Here is a 20,717-nt window from a genome sequence, read left to right as displayed (position 1 = left end):
GGAATCAAGTCTAGTCTATTAATCTCTACTGAACAAATCTCTTGTGTAGACCTTGTCCACAACATCTTTGATCTCATCAGATAGTCTGTTTGCAACGATGACATCAGAGATCTTCTTGAACTCATCAAAGTCTTTGATCACTCTTGAGTGGTAGAATTCATCCTCATGTAATGCAGGTTCGAATACCACCACTTCAATACCTTTGGCTTTAATACGCTTCATTACTCCCTGGATAGCAGATTGTCTGAAGTTATCAGAGTCCATCTTCATTGTAAGTCTATAGATTCCTACTATTTTAGGCTGTCTCTTAATGATCATGTCAGCGATATGATCTTTTCTTGTGCGATTAGCATCAACAATAGCAGTCATTATGTTTTGTGGAATATTCTGGTAATTGGCCAATAATTGCTTTGTATCCTTTGGCAAGCAGTAACCACCATAACCAAATGAAGGGTTGTTGTAATGAGTACCTATACGTGGGTCGAGCCCTACTCCTTCAATAATTTGCTTAGTATCCAGCCCTCTCACTTCAGCATATGAGTCAAGCTCGTTAAAGTATGCAACACGTAGCGCAAGATAAGTATTAGCAAAAAGTTTGATAGCTTCTGCTTCTGTTGAATCTGTATAAAGAATAGGAATGTCCTTCTTGATTGCGCCTTGAGCTAGCAGTTCAGCGAACACTTTAGCTCTTTCAGATTGCTCCCCCACTACAATTCTTGATGGGTAAAGATTGTCATATAAAGCTTTTCCTTCTCTTAAAAACTCTGGCGAGAAGATGATGTTCTCAGTATCAAACATTTCTCTTACCTTCTCTGTGTATCCAACAGGCACTGTAGATTTAATTACCATTACAGCATCTGGATTGATCGATAATACATTTGCAATTACCGCTTCAACTGTTCTTGTGTTGAAGTAGTTCTTCTCTGGATCATAATTTGTTGGTGTTGAAATGATGACATACTCTGCATCTTTATAAGCCTCAAAATTATCTGTAGTCGCAATTAAGTTGAGATCTTTTGTTGCTAGATACTCCTCAATCTCAGGATCAATTATTGGAGACTTTTTATTGTTTATCATGTCAACTTTGTCTTTGATAATATCTAAAGCGATGACATCATTGTGTTGTGCTAAAAGTATTGCATTAGACAGACCAACGTAGCCTGTTCCAGCTATTGTTATTTTCATGGTGTACATTCCCCCTTTTCACTTCTGTAAAATCTTAGACTCGAAGACCTCCGTTTGTAATCCATAGTGGCTTTCATTATCATTTGCCCTATACCCGGTTCAGAGCATTACTTCTCAACTTTATAATACGCCTCATACCAATCCACAAACTTTTGAAGTCCGTCCTCAATACTCGTAGATGGTTTGAAGTTAATGTCCCTTTCAAGATCAGATACGTCAGCATAAGTTCTTAAAACATCTCCAGGCTGCATATCCATATATACTTTCTCGGCTTCTTTCCCAAGTGCAGACTCTAAAGCATTAATAAATCTCATTAGTTGTACTGGGTTGTTGTTTCCGATGTTATAGATTTTGTAAGGGGCAAAGCTCGTACTTAAATCGTCTTTGCTTTCATCCCACTCTTTATTAACAACAGGCGCTTTCTCAATCAGCTTCACAATACCTTCAACAATATCATCAATAAAGGTGAAGTCTCTTTCCATCTTACCGTGGTTAAAGACTTTGATAGGTTTACCAGCTAAGATGTCTTTTGTGAATGAGAAGTAAGCCATATCAGGTCTTCCGTATGGACCATAAACTGTGAAGAATCTAAGTCCAGTTGTCGGAATACCATAAAGGTGACTATAGGTATGGGCCATCAACTCATTTGACTTCTTGGTTGCTGCATAAAGAGACACAGGATGATCCACATTATGATTTGTAGAGAATGGAGCTACCTTATTGCCGCCATAAACAGAACTAGAAGAAGCATAAAGTAAATGTTCCACAGGATAGTTTCTACAAGCCTCTAAGATATTCATAAAACCAGTTAAATTTGAATCCACATAAGCATAGGGATTCTCAATGGAGTATCGCACTCCTGCTTGAGCCGCTAAATTTATGACGTGAGTAGGCTGGTAGGTTTCAAAGATATGATCTACCGCTGACTTGTCTTTTAAATCTACTTTATGAAAGTTGAAGTTATTATACTTACCAAGGATTTCAAGCCTAGATTGTTTTAGGCTTGGATCATAATAATCATTCAGGTTATCAATTCCTATGATCTGAGAGGATTCATCTAGTAATTTCTTTGAAAGGTGAAATCCTATGAAGCCGGCTGCACCTGTTATTAGTATTTTCATCCTATTTCCCCCCAAACAACCCTATTCACATAATCAGTATAAGATAGGACAATCCTTAGTACCTTATCAGACACATTTGGCATACTATAATCTGCAACCAATCTTAAAGCATCTTTTTCTTGTGTCTCTAGTACTTCTAGCCCCTGAAGGATTCTTTCTTTCTTTAGCCCTACCATCATAACTGAAGCTTCTTCCATAGCCTCAGGTCTCTCGTGTGCTTGTCGAATATTCAGTGCCTTAAAGCCAAGAATTGAAGATTCTTCACTAATAGTCCCACTATCGCTAAGAACCGCCTTAGCATGCATTTGAAGCTTCACATACTCATTAAATCCAAGTGGCTTCATGGTTTTAACCAATGGATTAAACTCAATTCCTTTTGATTCGATCATCTTTCTAGTTCTTGGGTGTGTACTAACAATTAACGGCAGCTGATATTTTTCTGCTATTGTGTTTAAGCTTTCTATAAGATCCATAAAATTTTGCTCGGAACTTATGTTCTCTTCTCGATGAGCAGATACAACAAAATACCTGCCTTCTTCTAATCTTAATCTATCCAGAACATCTGACTTCTCAATATCGTCTTTTCTCGAATTAAGAACTTCAAACATCGGACTACCCGTTTTTATTACTCTATCTGCTGGAAGACCTTCTCTTAAAAGATACTCTCTAGCAATATCGCTATAAGTTAGGTTGATATCTGCTGTATGATCAACAATCTTTCTATTTGTCTCCTCAGGAACCCTCTGATCAAAGCATCTATTTCCTGCTTCCATATGGAAGATTGGGATATGTCTTCTCTTCGCTGCTATTGCACATAAACAACTATTTGTATCTCCAAGCACTAGAAATGCATCAGGCTTTACTTCCTCAAGGATTGGATCAATCTTAACTAGAATATTACCAATCGTCTCAACAGCAGTTCCAGTTGCAGCATTTAAAAAAAAGTCTGGTTTCTTTAATTTAAAATCATTGAAAAATACTTCATTAAGTTCATAATCATAGTTCTGTCCTGTATGAACAAGTACATGCTCTATTGCTTCTGATTCATCTAATTTATTAATAACAGCTGATAGTCTGATAATCTCAGGTCTAGTCCCAACTACTGTCATCACTTTTAATTTCTTCATCTAGTATACCTCCCAGTTTTTCTAGTAAATACAAACATATTATTTTATCCTCTCTGTTATAAATAGTATCTCAAGTGTTTGATGTCAGGAATCGCTTTAATCGTTGAGTATATTGCAATTGGAATATAAACACAATAAGTCACAATTACATCTAGGCCATTTGGAAGACCAACAAGATTAATAGTCAGAAAAATTACTGAAAGCAATAAATTCCCAAAATGATACTTTAATTTAATGTCAGAATTTTTGTTATATAGTGCAACAATAACTATACACCACACTACAAATGCACCATATGTAGCAACTGCGACACTTGTAATGTCTTTTACAACCATTAGTGAACTCATACTAAATATTACACAAACCAGTAGCGCTATTATTAAATTATAGACATACTGTCTTTCTAACCGTTCAACTTTATAAATTGTATAATATACCATTGAAGTTCTTCCTTGTAGTAGAACCAGTGGAAACAAAACCACTAAGATCTTGAGGGCAGATTCATATTGGGGGTACAAAATGCTTAGCATACTTTTTGCTGGAAAATATAATAGTAAAATCAAGATACCAACCCAGTCCAAAAGATTATCTAAGATTATCATTTGCTTCCTATATGCTTCTCCAGTACTTCTCTTTAGCATAGGAAATAGTACCGTTGCAATTGCTGAAAAAAAGATAGTAAACAATCCTGAAATTGATAAAACAAACGAAAAATAACCTAACTCTGTCACCCCTAGTTGGTAATGTATAAAGAATCTCCCTATCCCAGTCATAGCCGTAGTTCCAATTGCTGCTAAAGTCATCCAAATTCCGGCAGAAAAAAACGTTGCCATATCTTTCAATGCTTCTTTATATGGACTATGTTTGGCATATAAAATAGGCTTTGAATTAGCATAATAATAAAATACAGTTATCATCCTACCAATTATAGAAGCCATTATAACTACAAGTGGATTTCTCAATTTAATTAATATTATTGTTCCCGCCATAATAGCTATTTTTTCAATAATATGACCTTTTGAATATATATTAAATCTTGAGGTTGCCTGATCTATCATTACTACATAATTTATCAAGCATGCCAAAAAAGATGATAACCCGATAGCAAGCATAATTAACAACTGTTGTGTGACTTGCTGTGAAAAAAAACAATACAAAACCCAAATTATTAAAAATACTGATAAATAGAATAAAATAATATTAAAGTATGCTTTGAATTTTCCTTTTTCAAGATCATTATAATTTTCCCCTCCAAATAATAAATAAATCCCATCAGAAACACCTAAATTGAAGAAACCAGCATATCCTATATACAGTAAATACATAGACCAATACCCATATTGATTAGGACCCATCAACTTTGGAAACAAAAAAGATTGAATTATCCCAACAAACATAACGAAAAAATTTGCTCCTAAAACGGAAAGCAAATTACGTGCGTTGTTGCTTAATTTATGCTGCAATAATAATCACCTCCTTAAAAAACACAAGTCTAAAACGCTATTCCAATTCTTTGCGTTTTCGTTCTATTAATTGTAGAATCTTATCAATTTGCTTCTTTGAACATTTTTCATTAGCAGCAAACAAGTAATTTTTTCTTCCAACACTATTTGCTTTGTCTAAATCATAATTTAAAACTTCATTAAGTTTTCTTGATAAGTCTGCATCATCAACAGAATTTTCAAAATATATTAGATGCTCATCATATTCATTGGGGATTGCTTCTAATTTTTGACATATAACAGGTCTTCCACTTAATAAATAATCAATAGTTTTACTTGGAAACGAAAAACCAGTAAAATCCTGTCCTTTCTTTCTAGGATTAACCAAGACCCAAGCTTCTTTCATTAACGAAACAACCTCATCCTTGCCTAAAACTCCAAGATAATTGATTCTTGGATCATTTTTTGATGCTTTAATTATTTCTTCTTTTGTATCTCCATCACCACAAATGTCCAATTCTATATCTACGTTAGACAACTGCATAAATGCATGGACCAAATTTAAAATATTATACTGCCTGGCAAGTGTACCAGCATATACGACTCGCTTTCTATCTTTCTCTCTAATAGGTTCATATTTTCTACTTTTGGGATTTGTTAGAGCTTCGACTAATACACAATCTGAATCCTTTTTTGAAATTCTTTTAATTTGATTTTCTGCCACTATCATGCAGCCATCAATTAACTTCAACCCTCTATAAACTTTATTTGTGATATATTTCTTCCAAATTCTAACCGCAATATTGCGTTCTTTTGATTTCATTATATGCTCCGGTAAATCCATAACTGAAATAACAATCGGTGTTTTAGGAGATATTTGTTTAATGTAGCGACTTATTCGCACGAATCTAATATCCAATGAATATATAAAAACAGCATTATTAGCGGGATGAGTTTGTAACCAGCGTCTAATAATTTTTTTTTCACGAAATGGGTGCAGTAACTGTTTAAGAATAGTAATGTTTACAAAGCCTAGATTCGTATCTACAGCATTTGTAACATGCGAAAATTCAGTCTCTTTAATAACCCAGTCTTTATAATTTTTAGGATACGATCCAATAAACATTTTATTCATAATTGTAACGGGACTACTGAGAACTTCATCAAATCCATTAATAAGATCCCATTGAAAATTATTAGCTGCAAGCTGAACATTATTCCGGCTCTTGCTAATAATTTCCTCTTCCATTTCTTTAGGAAACATTCCACCTACAAACAGTATATTTATATCTTTCATTCCGATCCTCCATCAATAACAATTTAACTATTAGTCGCTTATAGCATCATAATAATTTTTATCTCTAACAGCTTGAACAGACATATAAAAATATGCTATAAATATTATTTCCTTTGAATATAGTAATCCCGGTAAAGCTAATTCAAAAAGCATAATAACTATCCATGTTAACCAAAATATTTCTTTTGGCAAATTTCTTCTAAAACTTTTGTATAAATTTACGTAAAGAACAACTGGCAGAATAATATTACCCATTGTAAACAGCACAACATATCCTGAATCTGAATAAACCAAATTACGAGTTGCTGGGATTGTAAATCCAATCCCTAGAATAGTTTCTTTAACAGCCTGGAAATTATTTTGAAACCAAGTTGAAAGGTATCTTGATGCAAACCCATTTGTAGAAGTTCCAATAACTAAACGGGTCCAGTCATAGTCTTGCACATATATAAAATACACACCAACAGCTATAAATAGTGGAACCACTAAAAAACTCCAATTACTTTTTCCAATCCTTCTCAAGAAAGCTACTAACATAATAATTCCAAGTAGTAATGCTGTACTTCCTCTCATTAAGATTTGAAATAATATGAACGAAAAAGCATATATATAGTATCTGTTTTTGAAGGGATCGTTCTTCTTTATCTTAGAAAATATAACATACACCCAAAATATAAAAAGCATAGCATAAAAGAAGGCACCATAGCTATATATTCCGAAAGTAAACACAGGTTTACTGTTTTCAACAAATGTTCTTGTAGTAAACCAGTTGAATTGTGAATAATAGTTCGTGGTGAAGTTTTGAATAAGTTCAACATTAAAAATAAGGAAACTATTCCAAACTATAATAATAATTGTTAACACTTCATTAATAATCAGCACAAATTTAGCAGGCACTTTCTTATCAGAGTTAAATAAAAAAATAACTAATGGCAGTAATATATATACAAATCTAGCAATATCTATTGTTCCTTCTAAAACTTTTGATGAAACGATAGAAGCAACAAACATATAAACCATAACCGCTAGTATTCCTAAAATAGAATTTATGTTGATTTTTTTTCCTATCACATACCACATAACAAGAATTATACAAATTCCATAATAAATAAACACATAGCTATTAGATTTTAGAATAATCCCATCTGCAGAAGTAGGATAAAAAAAGATGACAAAAAACATTAATAAATATAATATTTTTGTGCTTAGTTGATTTCTTTGCAAATACAAACCTTTTCCTCCATTTCAAATGACATATCTACATAATTAAATATTGAATTCATTTATAATCTTTTCTTCAAGAAGCAATTACTCTGCTTTTTTAACTTCGTATACAAAAAATCATCGTTCGAACTACATCTATTCTTTATGAACTTTTATGTTCGCTTGGTATTTCAAAATATTGAGCAAATGGTTTATAATTATTTCAGTATTATCTATATCCACAAAAAAATCATTTTTCTTTAGATAATATATGATGATAAATTACTCATTTTCGTAGTTATTAGTGTGGTTCGTAATAAGATGTTTTCCAACTCTTTGTAGGAAAGTATGCCATCATTACTTAATTTATCTCTCCAAAGTATTGTAAAATCTACGTTTTGAATATACGCTTGAACATCTTACATGTAGACATTTCGAAACCCACTATTTTATTGTTTACTTAATCAAAGATATCGTTTTTTTTAGAAATACTACTAAATACTCATCTTTTATTAGAGCAAAACACGAAATTTACTTCTAGACTCTAACTTAATATCCTATGACACATATTGTAATTTCTTCTTCAATTATACTTTTAAAAAGTAAGTATCCGGTTTTTCAGGATCGAATGGCTCATTTGCCCACATAATCGTGACCATATCTGTATCACCAAGATTCTCTATGTTGTGTGTATAGCCCGTTGGGATATCAACGACTTCCATCTTGTCTCCACTTACAAAGTACTCCAGTATTTCATCTGAATCAATTTTTCTAAATCGAATAACTCCTATACCACTAACAACTAAGAACTTCTCATTTTTTGAATGATGCCAGTGATTACCTTTAGTGATACCTGGTTTAGATATATTTACTGAAACCTGTCCTCTATCGTGGGTTTTTATAAATTCAGTAAAAGAACCTCTATCATCTACATTCATTTTCAGATCATAATTAAACTCATTCTTTGGCAGATAACTTAAATATGTACTATACAGCTTTTTAGTAAAAGCATCCGACATATTGGGAACTGATTTTTCTTCTCTACTTTTTTTAAATGAAAAAATCAAATCAACTATCTCACCAAGTGTTAGGGTATGCAAAATCGGAACTTTGCAGAACAGATTATCTCTATTCTCATTTCCTTCTAAAGTATTTATCAGTTCATTAACCACATCATCTATATAAACAAGGTTCATTACTACACTTGGGTCGTTTACTTGAACAGGTAAATCATGTGCGATATTATGACAAAACGTAGCTACTGCGCTGTTGTAGTTTGGTCTGCACCACTTTCCAAAGACGTTAGGAAATCTGTAAACAAGCACTTTAGATCCAGTTTCTTTACCATAAGCAAATATGAGCTCCTCTCCCGCCTTCTTACTTTCACCATAAGGATTGTCTAGCTCAGCTTGAATGGAAGACGAAATCATCACTGGACAGGTATTTTTATGGTTCTTAAGAGAATTCAACAAATCAGATGTAAAGCCAAAGTTACCTTCCATAAATTCAGATTGCTCTTTTGGTCGGTTTACCCCTGCTAGATGAAATACAAAGTCTGCTTCCTTACAGTACTCATCAAGTAATGACGGATCTGTATCTCTGTCATACTCAAAAATATCGTCATACTTTCTATTTCTCAACTCTGCAATTAAATTTTTTCCTATGAAGCCCTTTGCCCCAGTGACTAAAATCCTCATTATCTATCCCAACTTTCCAATTGTTCTCTTACATAATCAAGCTGTAATAATTTCTCTTTAATCTGTTCGATATTAAGCCTTTCTGTGTTATGTGAGTTGTATTCATCCTCAGAAGAGAGCTTTTGATCTCCTTCAACAAAATACTTATCATAATTAAGATCTCTCTTATCAGCAGGAACTCGATAAAAACCGCCCATGTCTTTCGCAACTACATGTTCTTCTTTTGTAAGAAGTGTTTCATAGAGCTTTTCTCCATGACGAGTTCCGATTACTTTAATTTCATTGTCAGCTTTAAATAGTTCTTTAACTGCTTGTGCTAAATCCCCGATAGTTGATGCTGGCGACTTTTGAACCATAATGTCTCCTGCTTCAGCGTTTTGAAAAGCGAATACAACAAGTTCAACAGCTTCTTCAAGGCTCATTAGAAACCTTGTCATGCTTGGATCAGTTACCGTAAGTGGTTGTCCGTTTTTAATCTGATCTATAAACAATGGAATTACTGAGCCTCTTGAAGCCATGACATTACCATATCTCGTACCACAAATAAGAGTTCTTTCAGGATCAACAGTCTTTGCTTTAGCTACAAAGACCTTCTCCATCATTGCTTTTGAAATTCCCATTGCGTTGATCGGATAGGCTGCCTTATCTGTGGAAAGGCAAATAACCTTTTTAACTCCCATCTCAATAGCTCCAGATAATACATTATCCGTTCCTAATACATTAGTTTTTACTGCCTCAAGCGGGAAGAATTCACAAGAAGGTACTTGCTTAAGAGCAGCTGCATGAAAAATATAATCTACTCCATGCATAGCATTTTTAACGCTTGAAAGGTCTCTAACATCACCAATATAAAATTTCAATTTGTCGTTTTTATATAACTTTCTCATATCATCTTGTTTCTTCTCATCACGAGAAAAAATACGAATTTCTTTAATATCTGTATTTAAGAATCTTTTCATTACTGCATTTCCGAAAGATCCTGTGCCACCTGTTATTAATAGAGTTTTATTTTTAAACATTTTTTCATCTCCTAACTTTTAATAGAATAAATCAATGAGTTCCTTAATACTTTCTTTATAATTTCTGTAATTAAAAACACCTGAGTTGAGGCATTTCATTTTCATTTCATAAATACTATCTTTGTCTATATCAAAAATCTCTTTTAACCTATCAGCTGATTTAGAATAATTCAATGCATCTATGAAGAAGCCATATTCACCTTCAATAATAAAATCTTCCAAATCACTAGTTTTAGTTGTTATAACTGGCGTTCCACAACTAATGCTTTCAGAAACTTTAGTTGGAAAGCCCGCAGTCGTATCGCGATTAACATCTCTAACTAATATTGTGAAATCTGCTTTTGATATTTCTTCAGTAACTTCATTATTTGCTTTCATTCCATTAAATTTAATACTATTTGCTAACCCCTCTACATATTCCGCTTGAGATGGTATCGAATGTAAATACTCTTCTTTTGTAAACCCATAAATATTGAAGACAAATTTGGCTCCATTCTTTTTTGCTTTATAAAGCAAAAAAATTGTTATATCAATTCTATCTTTAAGTGAACTTAAATCTCTAATCACTTCACCTTTTCTAAATGGGAGTCCTGCATACACAATTGTTTTGCTTGGGTTATTTCCATATACAAAATCATACTTAACCGGGGATAAAGGAGGTACGACTACAGTTTTAACGCCAGCTTTTTTATAATATGCTCCTAAGTATTTACTAATAGCAATAACACCATCTACTCTCTTATTTAAGTAGGCCTTTTGATATGTATTATCTGCCCATTTAACTAAATTGAAAATTGGATTGCTCGTCTTAACAGTAAGCCAATCAACACAATCAGAAATGATTCTAATTTTGTTATGTCTGCAAAAACGAATTAATTTATAAATGAATAATGATAGTGACGGACTACCATAGTAAATTATCATATCAATATTTTTAATACCAATTTTCTCGTTAATAAATTCAACAAGTGTTTTGAACAACCTATTATATTTAATCCATGAAATAGTGTTATTAGGATAAGAAAAATTGTAATACTTGAAGCCATCATATTCTTTCTCAGTTTCTTCAAGTTTACAATAGCTCTCAATATTTCGATCTACTCCAATAAAAACAACTTCATAACCAAGTTCTTTAAACAACTTACCATTTCCATATACTCTTTTTCCGGCTGCATTTCCTAATGGAAATGCAAAATTGCCAATATAAATTATTTTTTTCATCGATATAAACCCCTATTTGAATTTTTGGGAGATTTCATGATATCTTCTTTTTCGAATTATAGCTGTAATTCTAGCACCAATTGAATAGTAATTTAGTCTACTCATTAACCATTCAAAATCACGTTTACCAAACTTTTCTTTTCTTACATTGTTTATTTGCATTGATCTAAGATTCTCATATTCATCAATTGAACTAATTTGATTTAGTTTCGATGAAATTCCATTTATTTCTTCATTAATATCAAAAAATTCAAAATCATCATTAGTTTCTTTGAATCCAATAAATGAAGTCCCAATAATTGTCCCTTTCTCAATTTCAACTCCCAAAATAAATGATTTCTTGTTTTGTTCATTTTGTTTTAAAATGAATTTGCCATTTATAGAAATGCAATCATCAAAAATAAAATTGCCTAAACTATACGATATAATCGAATTCGTGAATTTCTGAACTCCTTGAATTACATGTGGATGGTGACCATGAATAATTACATCTTTATTGTTAACGAGTTTTTTGGCTAGTTCAATATGCTCATACTTCGGGTAATTAGTATGTTCATCCCCCCAGTGGAAAGACAAAATGCTAAATGCACTATTTTTTCTATCTTCTTCTAGTTGCTCCTCTATCGATTCATAAGTAAGTGGATTAATACCTGATGTGCGATTTTTATTCCCATAACCAGAACCATTTGTACTGTAACATGCATATCCACTTATAGATATTTTCTCACCTTCAATAACTGTTACAATATTCTTCTTATCAACTCCAAACCAAGCAATATTATTTCTCTCAAGCACTTCAACTGTTTCTTCCAATCCAGCCCTTCCATAGTCAAATAAATGATTATTAGCTAATGATACAGCATCAATATTTAGGTGTTTTAATAATTCAACATTCTCCATTGGCGATCTTAAATGCATGGATTTACACACCAAAGTCCTATTAACTTCTGTTAATGGAGACTCAAGATTACCAATTATATAATCGTATCCCTTTAATTTATCAGCTAAAACATTTAATCTGTTTTTAGCTTCCGGATTTTTAGTAATATCATATTTTCCTATTAATGCTATATCACCAATAAACGCAATCTTCATTTTCAACACCTCAATATCTCATTATTACACAATAAATGTAATAAGATTCTCATTTCATTTATCTCTTTACTTCTGGTAATTCAAATTTTTTGCCTACAGTTAAGTCAAACTCATCAGGCTCATAACCCCTATATCCACTGCCGTTGTAGAACGTTAACTCTCCAAAATATATCTTTCCATCAATATTGTAAAGATCCACTCTAACATGAGGAAAATCTTTTGATAGCTTTCTTGCTATTTCAATCATATCATTGAAATTTTCTGGCTTTTCAACTTTCTTTGATAACTTTGGTATATCCACTCTCTTATAAGGTAATTGATTAAATTCTAAATCAAAAACCCCCAACTTTGCTCCACCATCCAAAAACCTCTCAGTAATTACATATAAATAGAATGGTTCTCCATTGAAGCAAAAAAATTTATAATCTATAAGATCGTCATTCTTGTCTTTTTCTAAGTATTTTTCGCATATTATTTTGGGGTTTATATTGTGATATGCCCATTCTCGCCCGACCTTACCGTCCCACGCATTTAGCCAGCGATTTAAATTTAGTATTGTACTATTAATATCTAAATCAATTTTATTTTTGCACAAGATATTGGTATGGCTCCCATTAGTCGTTTTCAAAACAAAAGATGAAGGTAACTCATCAAAATTTATTTCTTCAGCACGGTCATAAATACCATAAATTGGAACCAAAATATCTTCTAATCCTTTTGATTTTACATATTCTCGGACTCCATACTTATCCGAACACTGAACCATTAACGGGTCTCTATAGTTCAATTTGTACCATTGGATTTTTTCTGTAAATCTCATGGGAGATTTAAGATTTAATTTTCTTCCAGTGCTGATTTTATATTGAAGTTTTATCATTAATCTGTCCGGTAAAAAATCAAGAACCTTTAATAGTCTTAATCTCAACTTTTGACTCTTTATCAACTTCTTATAATTCACATCAACACCTCCTAATTTAGTATGTTAATCTCATCTAGATACATATCAATAACTATCTGCCTATCAAATTCTCTCTCAACCTTCGTTCTTCCAGCTAACCCCATTCTGACTTTATTCTCAAACCTTAAGTCTAAGAACTTCTTCACTTTATCTGTTAAGGATTCAGCACTTCCTGTTTCAAACAAGTATCCAGTCAATCCATCTTCAATAACATCCTTAGAACCATTAATTGTTGAAGCAATACATACTCTTCCCATAGCTGCGGATTCAAGAAGAACATTTGGCACGCCTTCTCCACCATGAGACGGGAGAATTGTGCAATGGCATTTCTCAATCCAAGACTTAATATCTTTTTGAAAGCCTATGTATTTTATAGTTCCTTTTGAATCATATTCATCTATAATAGGCTTGTACTTTTCTTCCTCAATAAAGCCTGCAATGAAAAAGTTAGTGTTTGGGTATTCAGCTTTCACTGCTTTTGCTGTTTCTAGATACTGATCTATACCTTTTAGCGCCATAACTCTTCCAATAAAAATAAAGTTTATCTCTTCATCTAAGGGTAAGTCGCTTACTTGGAACTGTTCTAAATTAACGCCAGATCCCGGAAGCATAGCATAGTTATCTTTAACCATATTGTTCTTGACGAATAAATCTTTATCTCCACTGTTTTGAAAAAACACCTTGTAAGATTTTTTAATTGACAACTTATATAGAAGCTTTGCAACTTCACTAACAAAGTTCTTTTTCAAGAAAGTACCGCCAGTACCAGTGATATTATTAACCTGCTTATTTTTTGTAATATTAGAAGCTATAGAGCCGTAAATGTTTGGCTTAATGGTATAAGAGAATACTATATCCGGTTTTACTTCTTTCATGATCCTTGTATATGACACAATCAAACCAAGGTCTCTTACAGGATTGATTCCTCTTCGGTCAACAGGGGTCTCAATAATCTTGCAGCCCATATCCTCAAAGAAGTTATTATCATCTGACTTTGGCATAGAGATATAAACTTCATGTCCTTCATCATTTAGTCTTTTAATCAGTTCTTTTCTAAAATTATATAAGGTTATAAAATGATTTGACAGAATCAAAATTCTCTTTCCCATTACATTACACCTACAATCTTCCAAGATATTCTTTAACTTCCCTTGCAATGCCTACTTCAAAAGATTCAGGTTTATATCCAAAGTCGGCAGTTGCTTCTTCATGTGAAAAGCTTCTATCTTCACTCATTCTTTGTACTCTTTCAACATAATCGATTTTACCTAATGTAATTCCTTTAAGAACTCTCGCCATGATCACACCAAAACCTAGCGGAAAACTTATGAATGTTGTTTTTTTACCGAGATTATTGCTTATCAATTTAAATGCCTCAAGCATTGTGATAGGCTTTTCACCAGATAGGATATATTCTGATTTAGCTTTTTCTACCGGCATCATCAGCACATCATAATAAGCCTTGCCTAAGTCTCTAGCATTCACAGGTTGAATCAGGCTCTTACCATGATTAATCACAGGAAAGATTTTAAATCTGTCAACCATCTTTATGAACTTGCTCATATTCCTATCACACACATCACCATAAATCATTGTTGGTCTCAATATTGTCATGCTGATATCGTTCTTAGAAAGAATATCTTTAATTTTCTTTTCAATGATTACATATTCTTCAGATGCAATTCTAAACTTAGAATAGATGCCAGTCGTATGTACGCTGACAATACGCTTCACATCATTCTTAATTGCAGCCTTTAAAACCCTTAAAGTATGTCTGATATTTATGATATGAACAATTTCATCTACACCCATTGTTACTTCATCTAAGAATGCTTCATTATGGATATCTCCATAAACCTTCTCAATATTTAATCCGCTGTTATCCAACATTGAAGTGTCAGATGTTTCCCTAACGATGCAGCGGATTGGTCCTTCATATTTGTGATTAATAAGTTCCTGTAGAAAATATCTGCCTGTATGTCCTGTAATTCCTGTCACTAATAACATCTGCTCACCCCTAATGTTTCACTGATTCTTTATCAGCTTTTTTCGTCCCAGTCCCACCTTCAACAACACCTTCAGTCCTAAGTACGCTTATCACCGTACCAAAAAAGCATCTAATATCCATCAAAAGTCCAATCTTCTCAGCGTACTCTCCGTCAAGTCTAGCCTTCACATCAATTTCCAGCTCATCTCTACCATTAATCTGCGCCCATCCAGTAAGGCCAACCGGCACATCATTCGCACCATACTTGTCTCTTTCTTCAATCAGGTCATATTGATTCCAGAGTGCTGGTCTAGGACCGATGATGCTCATCTCACCCTTAAAAATATTGATGATTTGTGGTAGCTCATCTAGAGAAGTCTTACGTAGGAACTTACCTACCTTTGTAATCCACTGATCCGGATTCTCTAAAAGATGTGTTGGCGTGTCCTTCGGTGTATCAATACGCATAGTTCTAAACTTCAATATATTAAAATGACTCTTATGGATGCCTATACGTTTCTGTTTGAAAAGTACTGGACCTTTCGAGTCTAATTTAATTGCGATGATTAAAATTAAAAATACAGGAGATAATATGATAAGTCCTAAAGTTGAAAGTATGATATCTATTAATCTTTTGATTTTTAAGTAAACCATGATAGTTCCTCCTGCTTCGGTTATGTATGTTTGTGGTGTGTAGAACACCTTATTTTCTTGATCTATATGTAGTGTTTTGATTAATTTTCAGCACTATATCTTGCATAAATGTATACTTTGATTGGATGAGACTACGTATAATGCTTCCGTAACATTAGTACATTTTGGAGTTATGCTGAAACCCTTGATATCACTGACTTACAGCCTCTTTATCCTTTCACCATACTCACGTCGAATCGGCGTTAAATACATAAAAGTTTGCGATTTCTCAGACTACATAGACTACAAAAATACTGAAACCATTGATTTTAGTGGCTTAGAGCCTGTAGTCTGACTTTTTTATAGACTACAAAATCAAATTTTACGAAACTACATATTGTGGTCCGATATTTTTGACCCACAATATATTGTGGTTTCATTCTTTTGATATACTCACGTCGAAAACACATAATTCTCACAGTTTGTGAGTTTTTATCTACCACCATCTACCACCTTTTTCTGAAACCATTGATATCACTAACTTTCAACGGTGGTCGATAGTTTTTTATGTACCACTTTTGTGAGAACTTAGTAACTACATGTTGTGGTCCGATATTTTTGAGCTACTATATCTTGTAATCCTATTAGTATACTCACGTCGGTCTCTTCATCCAATCACAACCACGGAACTGGGTCCGGTATAGGATCAGGATCAGGTTCACCGCTACCAGGGGCACCACCACAGTTTATCTTCCCATCGTTGTAATCATACTCTGATGAATCCAATCCATTTTCAATCATGAACTGATTAAACAGCTGTTCACTATCCTCCGCACCAGATCCCGCAAGATAAAAGCTATATGCTGCATTCATATACAAACTTTTAATCGCGCATCTGAATCTTGGACTACTCAGTATAAGCACCACAGATACTGCAATGAGCATCAGAATCAGTCCATATTCTACTTTTGACTGACCATTGTCTTCATTCATCACTTTTCTCATAAAAACCGCACCTCTTTTAATCAAATGAGATACTCCATAATTCTGAGTGAAATAACTAAGTCAACAGATCACTTCTACACATCTTTAAATATTACTGAAACACGATTCATCCAGCATCGTTCTAAGCAATTGCTTTACACGGCGGAATGTTCATTCTTCTTTAAGTCCGGTTTATATGTAGGTACAATCCCATGAATGATTTCCTTCAGCATATCCCCTGAAATCTGTTCATCATGAACATCCTTCTCCAGCTGCTCCAGGGTCTTCTTTAGACCCTCTTTGTCAAACCCGTTGGGTCTGCCCACAAAGATCAGTTCATTAGGCGTACTCTCCAGACCTTCTTCCGCCATCAAGAGCTCCTCATAGAGCTTCTCCCCAGGTCTTAATCCAGTGATTCGGATCTGGATCTCATTATGAGGCTCATAACCGGAAAGCCGGATGAGATTCTCCGCCAGATCATAGATCCTTACAGGGTCTCCCATATCCAGCACAAAGATTTCTCCCCCCTGGGCATAGGAACCTGCCTGCAGCACCAGCTGAACCGCTTCCGGAATCGTCATGAAGTACCGGACGATGTCCTTATGGGTCAGAGTCACTGGTCCACCGTTTCGGATCTGCTCCTTGAAAAGTGGAATCACGGAACCGTTGGACCCTAGAACATTTCCGAATCGCACGGCCACATAGTCCGTCTTTTCTGAGGTTGCATCCATGGTCTGCACAATCATCTCGCAGAGCCTCTTGGAAGCCCCCATGATGTTGGTGGGATTCACCGCTTTGTCTGTGGAGATAAGGATGAATTTTTCCGCCTCATATTTGTGCGCCGCTTCCGATACATTCAGCGTACCGAACACATTGTTCTTGATGGCTTCCTCCGGGCTGGTCTCCATGAGCGGCACATGCTTATGAGCCGCCGCGTGAAACACCGTCTCCGGACGGTGGGCATCAAAGATCCAGTTGATCTTTCTCTTATCTCTCACTGAAGCGATAAGCACCAGAAGGTTCAGCTTCGGATGATTTCTCTTCAGTTCATTCTCTATGGCATAGGCATTGTTCTCGTAGATATCCACGATGATCAGCTGTTTCGGATGAAGGGCTGCGATCTGCCGGCAGAGCTCGCTGCCGATGGAGCCGCCTCCTCCAGTAACAAGCACCGTCTTGCCTTCTATATACTCGGAAATCTTCTCATTGTTGAGATGAATCTCCTTTCTGCCTAAAAGATCTGATATTTCCACATCTCGGATGGACTTAATGCTCAGTCCCTTGTCCACCATCTCATAGACACCCGGAAGAGTCTTGAGCTTCGCTGGTGTGGTCTTGGCCACATCCAGTATGATTCTTCGCTCCTCATGGGTAGCGCTGGGTATGGCCAGAAAGATCTCATCCACCCCATATTCCTTCACTACAAACGGAATGTCCTTCACCTTGCCGAGAACCTTGTGTCCGCTGATTCTGGCATGCTGCTTGAACTCAGAGTCATCCACCAGGCCTGCAATGTTCATGGCAAGCTCCGGATGGTTCCGGATTTCCTTGATGATAAGTGCTGACGCCTCTCCTGCTCCCACAAGAAGAATATTCTTTCGTCTGGAAGGATTTGCTCCCTTCACGTTCTTCTTCTCGTAAAGCAGCCTCCTGTAGATTCTGAAGAACATCCTGTTCCCCAGCGTCCCTAGAAGAATCCCACCGCCTGCAATGATGATCAGGGGCAGAGATAGCGCTCCTTTTAGAATAATGAAGTCGTAAATCGCCGCCAGGCCAGCTGCCATGAGATTGGCCAGAACGATGTTCATATAATCGTAATACCCTGCCACTGTCCACAGGCTTCCATAGAGCCTGAAGAAACAGAATACTGATTCATAGATCAGCGAAATGACCAAGACATACCCGTAGAATCCATTCCCATCCCCCCCTGGGAGACTAAAATCATGAATCAGGAGAGCGGACAGAAAATACGAGAGAAAAATGATTCCTATGTCGCTGACAAACATCACTATTTTCTTGTATTGTCTGAATTTCATTAGAATCAAAGGAATCATCTCCTTAGCTTTATTTTTTCTGATTAGTTAAAGGATTCGTGTTCTGTGTAGGGTATAGCAGCCAGTACCGGCAATCTTAATTCGTTGGATATGAACTCTGGATCCTTCACGGTCTTGTCCAGGAATTCCAATAGGAATACCACAAACACCGACAGCATCAGCCCCAGTACGAATCCTATGGCCAGATTCATCTGAATGTTCGGGGAGGAGGGTCCTCCAGGTACATTGGCAGGGTCGAGAATCTGCACGATGTCTGTACCCCTTAGTTCTCTGCTGACAGCCTTGAGGCTTCTTGCCATCTGATTGGCCATGTTGTACGCCTGCTCTCTGTCGGTGGAGGTGATGGAAAGATTCAGAAACTGAGTGTTCCCCTTAGGGGAAGTGGTGATCATATCCTGAATCTCACCCACGGTCATATCCAGCTCCAGATTCGCCATGACATCCTCAGCCACGGTTCTGGATTTTGCAATCTCCGCGTAAGTGTCCACCAGTTTCTGGTACATGTTGATGTCATTGATGGTTTCCATCACCTGACTGCCGGTTCTTTCATCACTGATGAACACCGACACAGTGGAACGGTATTCCGGTTCCACAAAGAAAAAAGTAAAGATTCCTGACATCATGGTCATGAGAATCGTTACTACTATAATCAGACCAAGCTTCTTTCGTATGATCAGCCAAAGGGTTCCAAGATCAATGGTTTCTTCATTCATGTTCATTACCTGCTCCTTCTACTTTAAAGTATCCATGATTTATTATAGGGTGCCGCTTGAAAAAGCAGCAGTCGAAATATCAGTATATCATACTATCGGCTATATTCCTGAGCTTTTGCTCTACATTATCTGCATCCATCCACCATGAATTTAAGCAGAAGTTAAATATTTCATAGGAATATACTTTCGCAATTGAGATTCATTCTTATCTCCTGTTTGAATGCGCAGGAAATAAAATGAGTAGTATTGTTCTTCCTGGAAATCCATTGTTCCATTCGACTTCTATAGGAAAAATAATTTTTACTCTCCAGCTCAAATAGAATTCTATTCTTTTCATAGAAAGTATTACTTTTGAGTTTGTTCCGGATATCGGAAGATGCGTGATGATTATTTTATAAAATTATTCTCATTCTTTCAACAATACCTTTATATTATAACATCACTGTAAGAGTATTTAATATTCACAAGAATTTTTAATAGATTGAAATCAGACAGGAAGAAATTCATTCAATTAATCACTGTAATCGTTGGCATTTACAAAATTAAGGAATAGTTCACACATCAATAATTCTTTAACATAGAGTGGTGATATCACTGAATTTCATATTTTTCAGGGATTATTTTTCTCATTTTGACAGTTTCAAGCACCGCAAAAACTTCTCGGAATCCTTCTGCATTTCCAACCTATGCACTTCAGCTTTCCGTGAATAACAGAAAGAAGCCACGCCTCCGCATCCAGATGATGTCGCGTCGGAAGGTGATCAGGATGCTACCCATTGCCAACCTTCATTTCTGCCTACATCTTCTATTAGAAGCGTTCTTCGTGAGTATGGAATGGACAAAGAATATCAATCGTAAGCGTTCAATAAATGCATGGATTCTATGTGAAATAAAACTATGAGATAATCTTCTCAATGGATTGGTTTTATCCTCAGCTGAGCTTGCTGAGCCAGGGTTAAAACTGTGAGTAAGGAGAGGATT

17 protein-coding genes are annotated in these 20,717 nt (G+C 35.1%); all 17 read right to left on the bottom strand.

Features of this window, described 5'->3' with window-relative positions; translation table 11 throughout:
* Positions 1-18 precede the first annotated feature (18 nt).
* Positions 19-1,185, bottom strand: a complete 1,167-nt coding sequence (locus tag J3A84_RS08575) for a nucleotide sugar dehydrogenase (RefSeq protein ID WP_207599607.1) — start codon at positions 1,183-1,185, stop codon at positions 19-21.
* Between the two features lie 107 nt (positions 1,186-1,292).
* Entirely contained in the window at positions 1,293-2,306 is a 1,014-nt protein-coding gene (locus tag J3A84_RS08570; RefSeq protein WP_207599606.1) for an NAD-dependent epimerase, read from the bottom strand.
* A complete protein-coding gene (gene wecB / locus J3A84_RS08565; RefSeq protein ID WP_207599605.1) occupies positions 2,303-3,433 on the bottom strand; it encodes a non-hydrolyzing UDP-N-acetylglucosamine 2-epimerase in 1,131 nt (376 codons plus the stop codon). Before wecB ends, J3A84_RS08570 begins: the two co-directional genes overlap by 4 nt.
* A 56-nt stretch (positions 3,434-3,489) precedes the next feature.
* Positions 3,490-4,896 carry an oligosaccharide flippase family protein gene (locus J3A84_RS08560; protein ID WP_207599604.1) on the bottom strand — a complete coding sequence of 469 codons (1,407 nt, stop codon included), beginning with the start codon at positions 4,894-4,896 and terminating at the stop codon, positions 3,490-3,492.
* A 37-nt stretch (positions 4,897-4,933) separates the two neighbouring features.
* The gene (locus J3A84_RS08555; protein WP_207599603.1) at positions 4,934-6,172 is read right to left on the bottom strand and encodes a glycosyltransferase; all 1,239 of its coding nucleotides are present in this window, start codon (positions 6,170-6,172) and stop codon (positions 4,934-4,936) included.
* Positions 6,173-6,202: 30 nt separating this feature from the next.
* On the bottom strand, positions 6,203-7,402 hold the full coding sequence (locus J3A84_RS08550) for a hypothetical protein (RefSeq protein WP_207599602.1): 1,200 nt from the start codon (positions 7,400-7,402) through the stop codon (positions 6,203-6,205).
* 560 nt (positions 7,403-7,962) lie between these two features.
* Complete coding sequence (locus J3A84_RS08545; RefSeq protein ID WP_207599601.1) at positions 7,963-9,072, bottom strand: capsular polysaccharide biosynthesis protein CapF; 1,110 nt, start codon at positions 9,070-9,072, stop codon at positions 7,963-7,965.
* Positions 9,072-10,091 (bottom strand): polysaccharide biosynthesis protein, encoded by a 1,020-nt coding sequence (locus J3A84_RS08540; protein ID WP_207599600.1) that lies wholly within the window; start codon positions 10,089-10,091, stop codon positions 9,072-9,074. The genes J3A84_RS08545 and J3A84_RS08540 overlap by 1 nt, the downstream gene beginning before the upstream one ends.
* An 18-nt stretch (positions 10,092-10,109) precedes the next feature.
* Positions 10,110-11,312 (bottom strand): glycosyltransferase, encoded by a 1,203-nt coding sequence (locus tag J3A84_RS08535; protein ID WP_207599599.1) that lies wholly within the window; start codon positions 11,310-11,312, stop codon positions 10,110-10,112.
* Between the two features lie 12 nt (positions 11,313-11,324).
* On the bottom strand, positions 11,325-12,407 hold the full coding sequence (locus tag J3A84_RS08530) for a CapA family protein (protein ID WP_207599598.1): 1,083 nt from the start codon (positions 12,405-12,407) through the stop codon (positions 11,325-11,327).
* 58 nt (positions 12,408-12,465) lie between these two features.
* A complete protein-coding gene (locus J3A84_RS08525) occupies positions 12,466-13,365 on the bottom strand; it encodes an ATP-grasp fold amidoligase family protein (RefSeq protein ID WP_207599597.1) in 900 nt (299 codons plus the stop codon).
* A gap of 11 nt (positions 13,366-13,376) precedes the next feature.
* Positions 13,377-14,474 (bottom strand): glycosyltransferase family 4 protein, encoded by a 1,098-nt coding sequence (locus tag J3A84_RS08520; RefSeq protein ID WP_207599596.1) that lies wholly within the window; start codon positions 14,472-14,474, stop codon positions 13,377-13,379.
* Positions 14,475-14,484: 10 nt separating this feature from the next.
* Entirely contained in the window at positions 14,485-15,372 is an 888-nt protein-coding gene (locus J3A84_RS08515) for an NAD-dependent epimerase/dehydratase family protein (protein WP_207599595.1), read from the bottom strand.
* A gap of 10 nt (positions 15,373-15,382) precedes the next feature.
* Positions 15,383-16,006 carry a sugar transferase gene (locus tag J3A84_RS08510; protein WP_207599594.1) on the bottom strand — a complete coding sequence of 208 codons (624 nt, stop codon included), beginning with the start codon at positions 16,004-16,006 and terminating at the stop codon, positions 15,383-15,385.
* Between the two features lie 654 nt (positions 16,007-16,660).
* Positions 16,661-17,014, bottom strand: coding sequence for a Flp family type IVb pilin (locus J3A84_RS08505; protein WP_207599593.1), 354 nt, complete (start codon positions 17,012-17,014; stop codon positions 16,661-16,663).
* A gap of 110 nt (positions 17,015-17,124) precedes the next feature.
* Positions 17,125-19,005, bottom strand: a complete 1,881-nt coding sequence (locus J3A84_RS08500) for a polysaccharide biosynthesis protein (protein WP_242694117.1) — start codon at positions 19,003-19,005, stop codon at positions 17,125-17,127.
* Positions 19,006-19,046: 41 nt separating this feature from the next.
* Positions 19,047-19,742, bottom strand: a complete 696-nt coding sequence (locus tag J3A84_RS08495) for a YveK family protein (RefSeq protein WP_207599591.1) — start codon at positions 19,740-19,742, stop codon at positions 19,047-19,049.
* Positions 19,743-20,717 lie beyond the last annotated feature (975 nt).

Origin of the sequence: Proteiniclasticum aestuarii (genome assembly GCF_017368455.1) — a bacterium.
Taxonomy (GTDB): Bacteria; Bacillota; Clostridia; order Clostridiales; family Clostridiaceae; genus Proteiniclasticum; species Proteiniclasticum aestuarii.
Note: the sequence above shows the minus strand (reverse complement) of the source record. Positions and strands in the feature narration are given on the sequence as shown.

Coding starts and splice junctions, on each gene's coding strand:
- J3A84_RS08575 (WP_207599607.1), bottom strand. CDS start 1,185: ATGAAAATAACAATAGCTGGAACAGGCTACGTTGGTCTGTCTAATGCA.
- J3A84_RS08570 (WP_207599606.1), bottom strand. CDS start 2,306: ATGAAAATACTAATAACAGGTGCAGCCGGCTTCATAGGATTTCACCTT.
- wecB (WP_207599605.1), bottom strand. CDS start 3,433: ATGAAGAAATTAAAAGTGATGACAGTAGTTGGGACTAGACCTGAGATT.
- J3A84_RS08555 (WP_207599603.1), bottom strand. CDS start 6,172: ATGAAAGATATAAATATACTGTTTGTAGGTGGAATGTTTCCTAAAGAA.
- J3A84_RS08545 (WP_207599601.1), bottom strand. CDS start 9,072: ATGAGGATTTTAGTCACTGGGGCAAAGGGCTTCATAGGAAAAAATTTA.
- J3A84_RS08540 (WP_207599600.1), bottom strand. CDS start 10,091: ATGTTTAAAAATAAAACTCTATTAATAACAGGTGGCACAGGATCTTTC.
- J3A84_RS08535 (WP_207599599.1), bottom strand. CDS start 11,312: ATGAAAAAAATAATTTATATTGGCAATTTTGCATTTCCATTAGGAAAT.
- J3A84_RS08530 (WP_207599598.1), bottom strand. CDS start 12,407: ATGAAGATTGCGTTTATTGGTGATATAGCATTAATAGGAAAATATGAT.
- J3A84_RS08520 (WP_207599596.1), bottom strand. CDS start 14,474: ATGGGAAAGAGAATTTTGATTCTGTCAAATCATTTTATAACCTTATAT.
- J3A84_RS08515 (WP_207599595.1), bottom strand. CDS start 15,372: ATGTTATTAGTGACAGGAATTACAGGACATACAGGCAGATATTTTCTA.
- J3A84_RS08510 (WP_207599594.1), bottom strand. CDS start 16,006: ATGGTTTACTTAAAAATCAAAAGATTAATAGATATCATACTTTCAACT.
- J3A84_RS08500 (WP_242694117.1), bottom strand. CDS start 19,005: ATGAAATTCAGACAATACAAGAAAATAGTGATGTTTGTCAGCGACATA.
- J3A84_RS08495 (WP_207599591.1), bottom strand. CDS start 19,742: ATGAACATGAATGAAGAAACCATTGATCTTGGAACCCTTTGGCTGATC.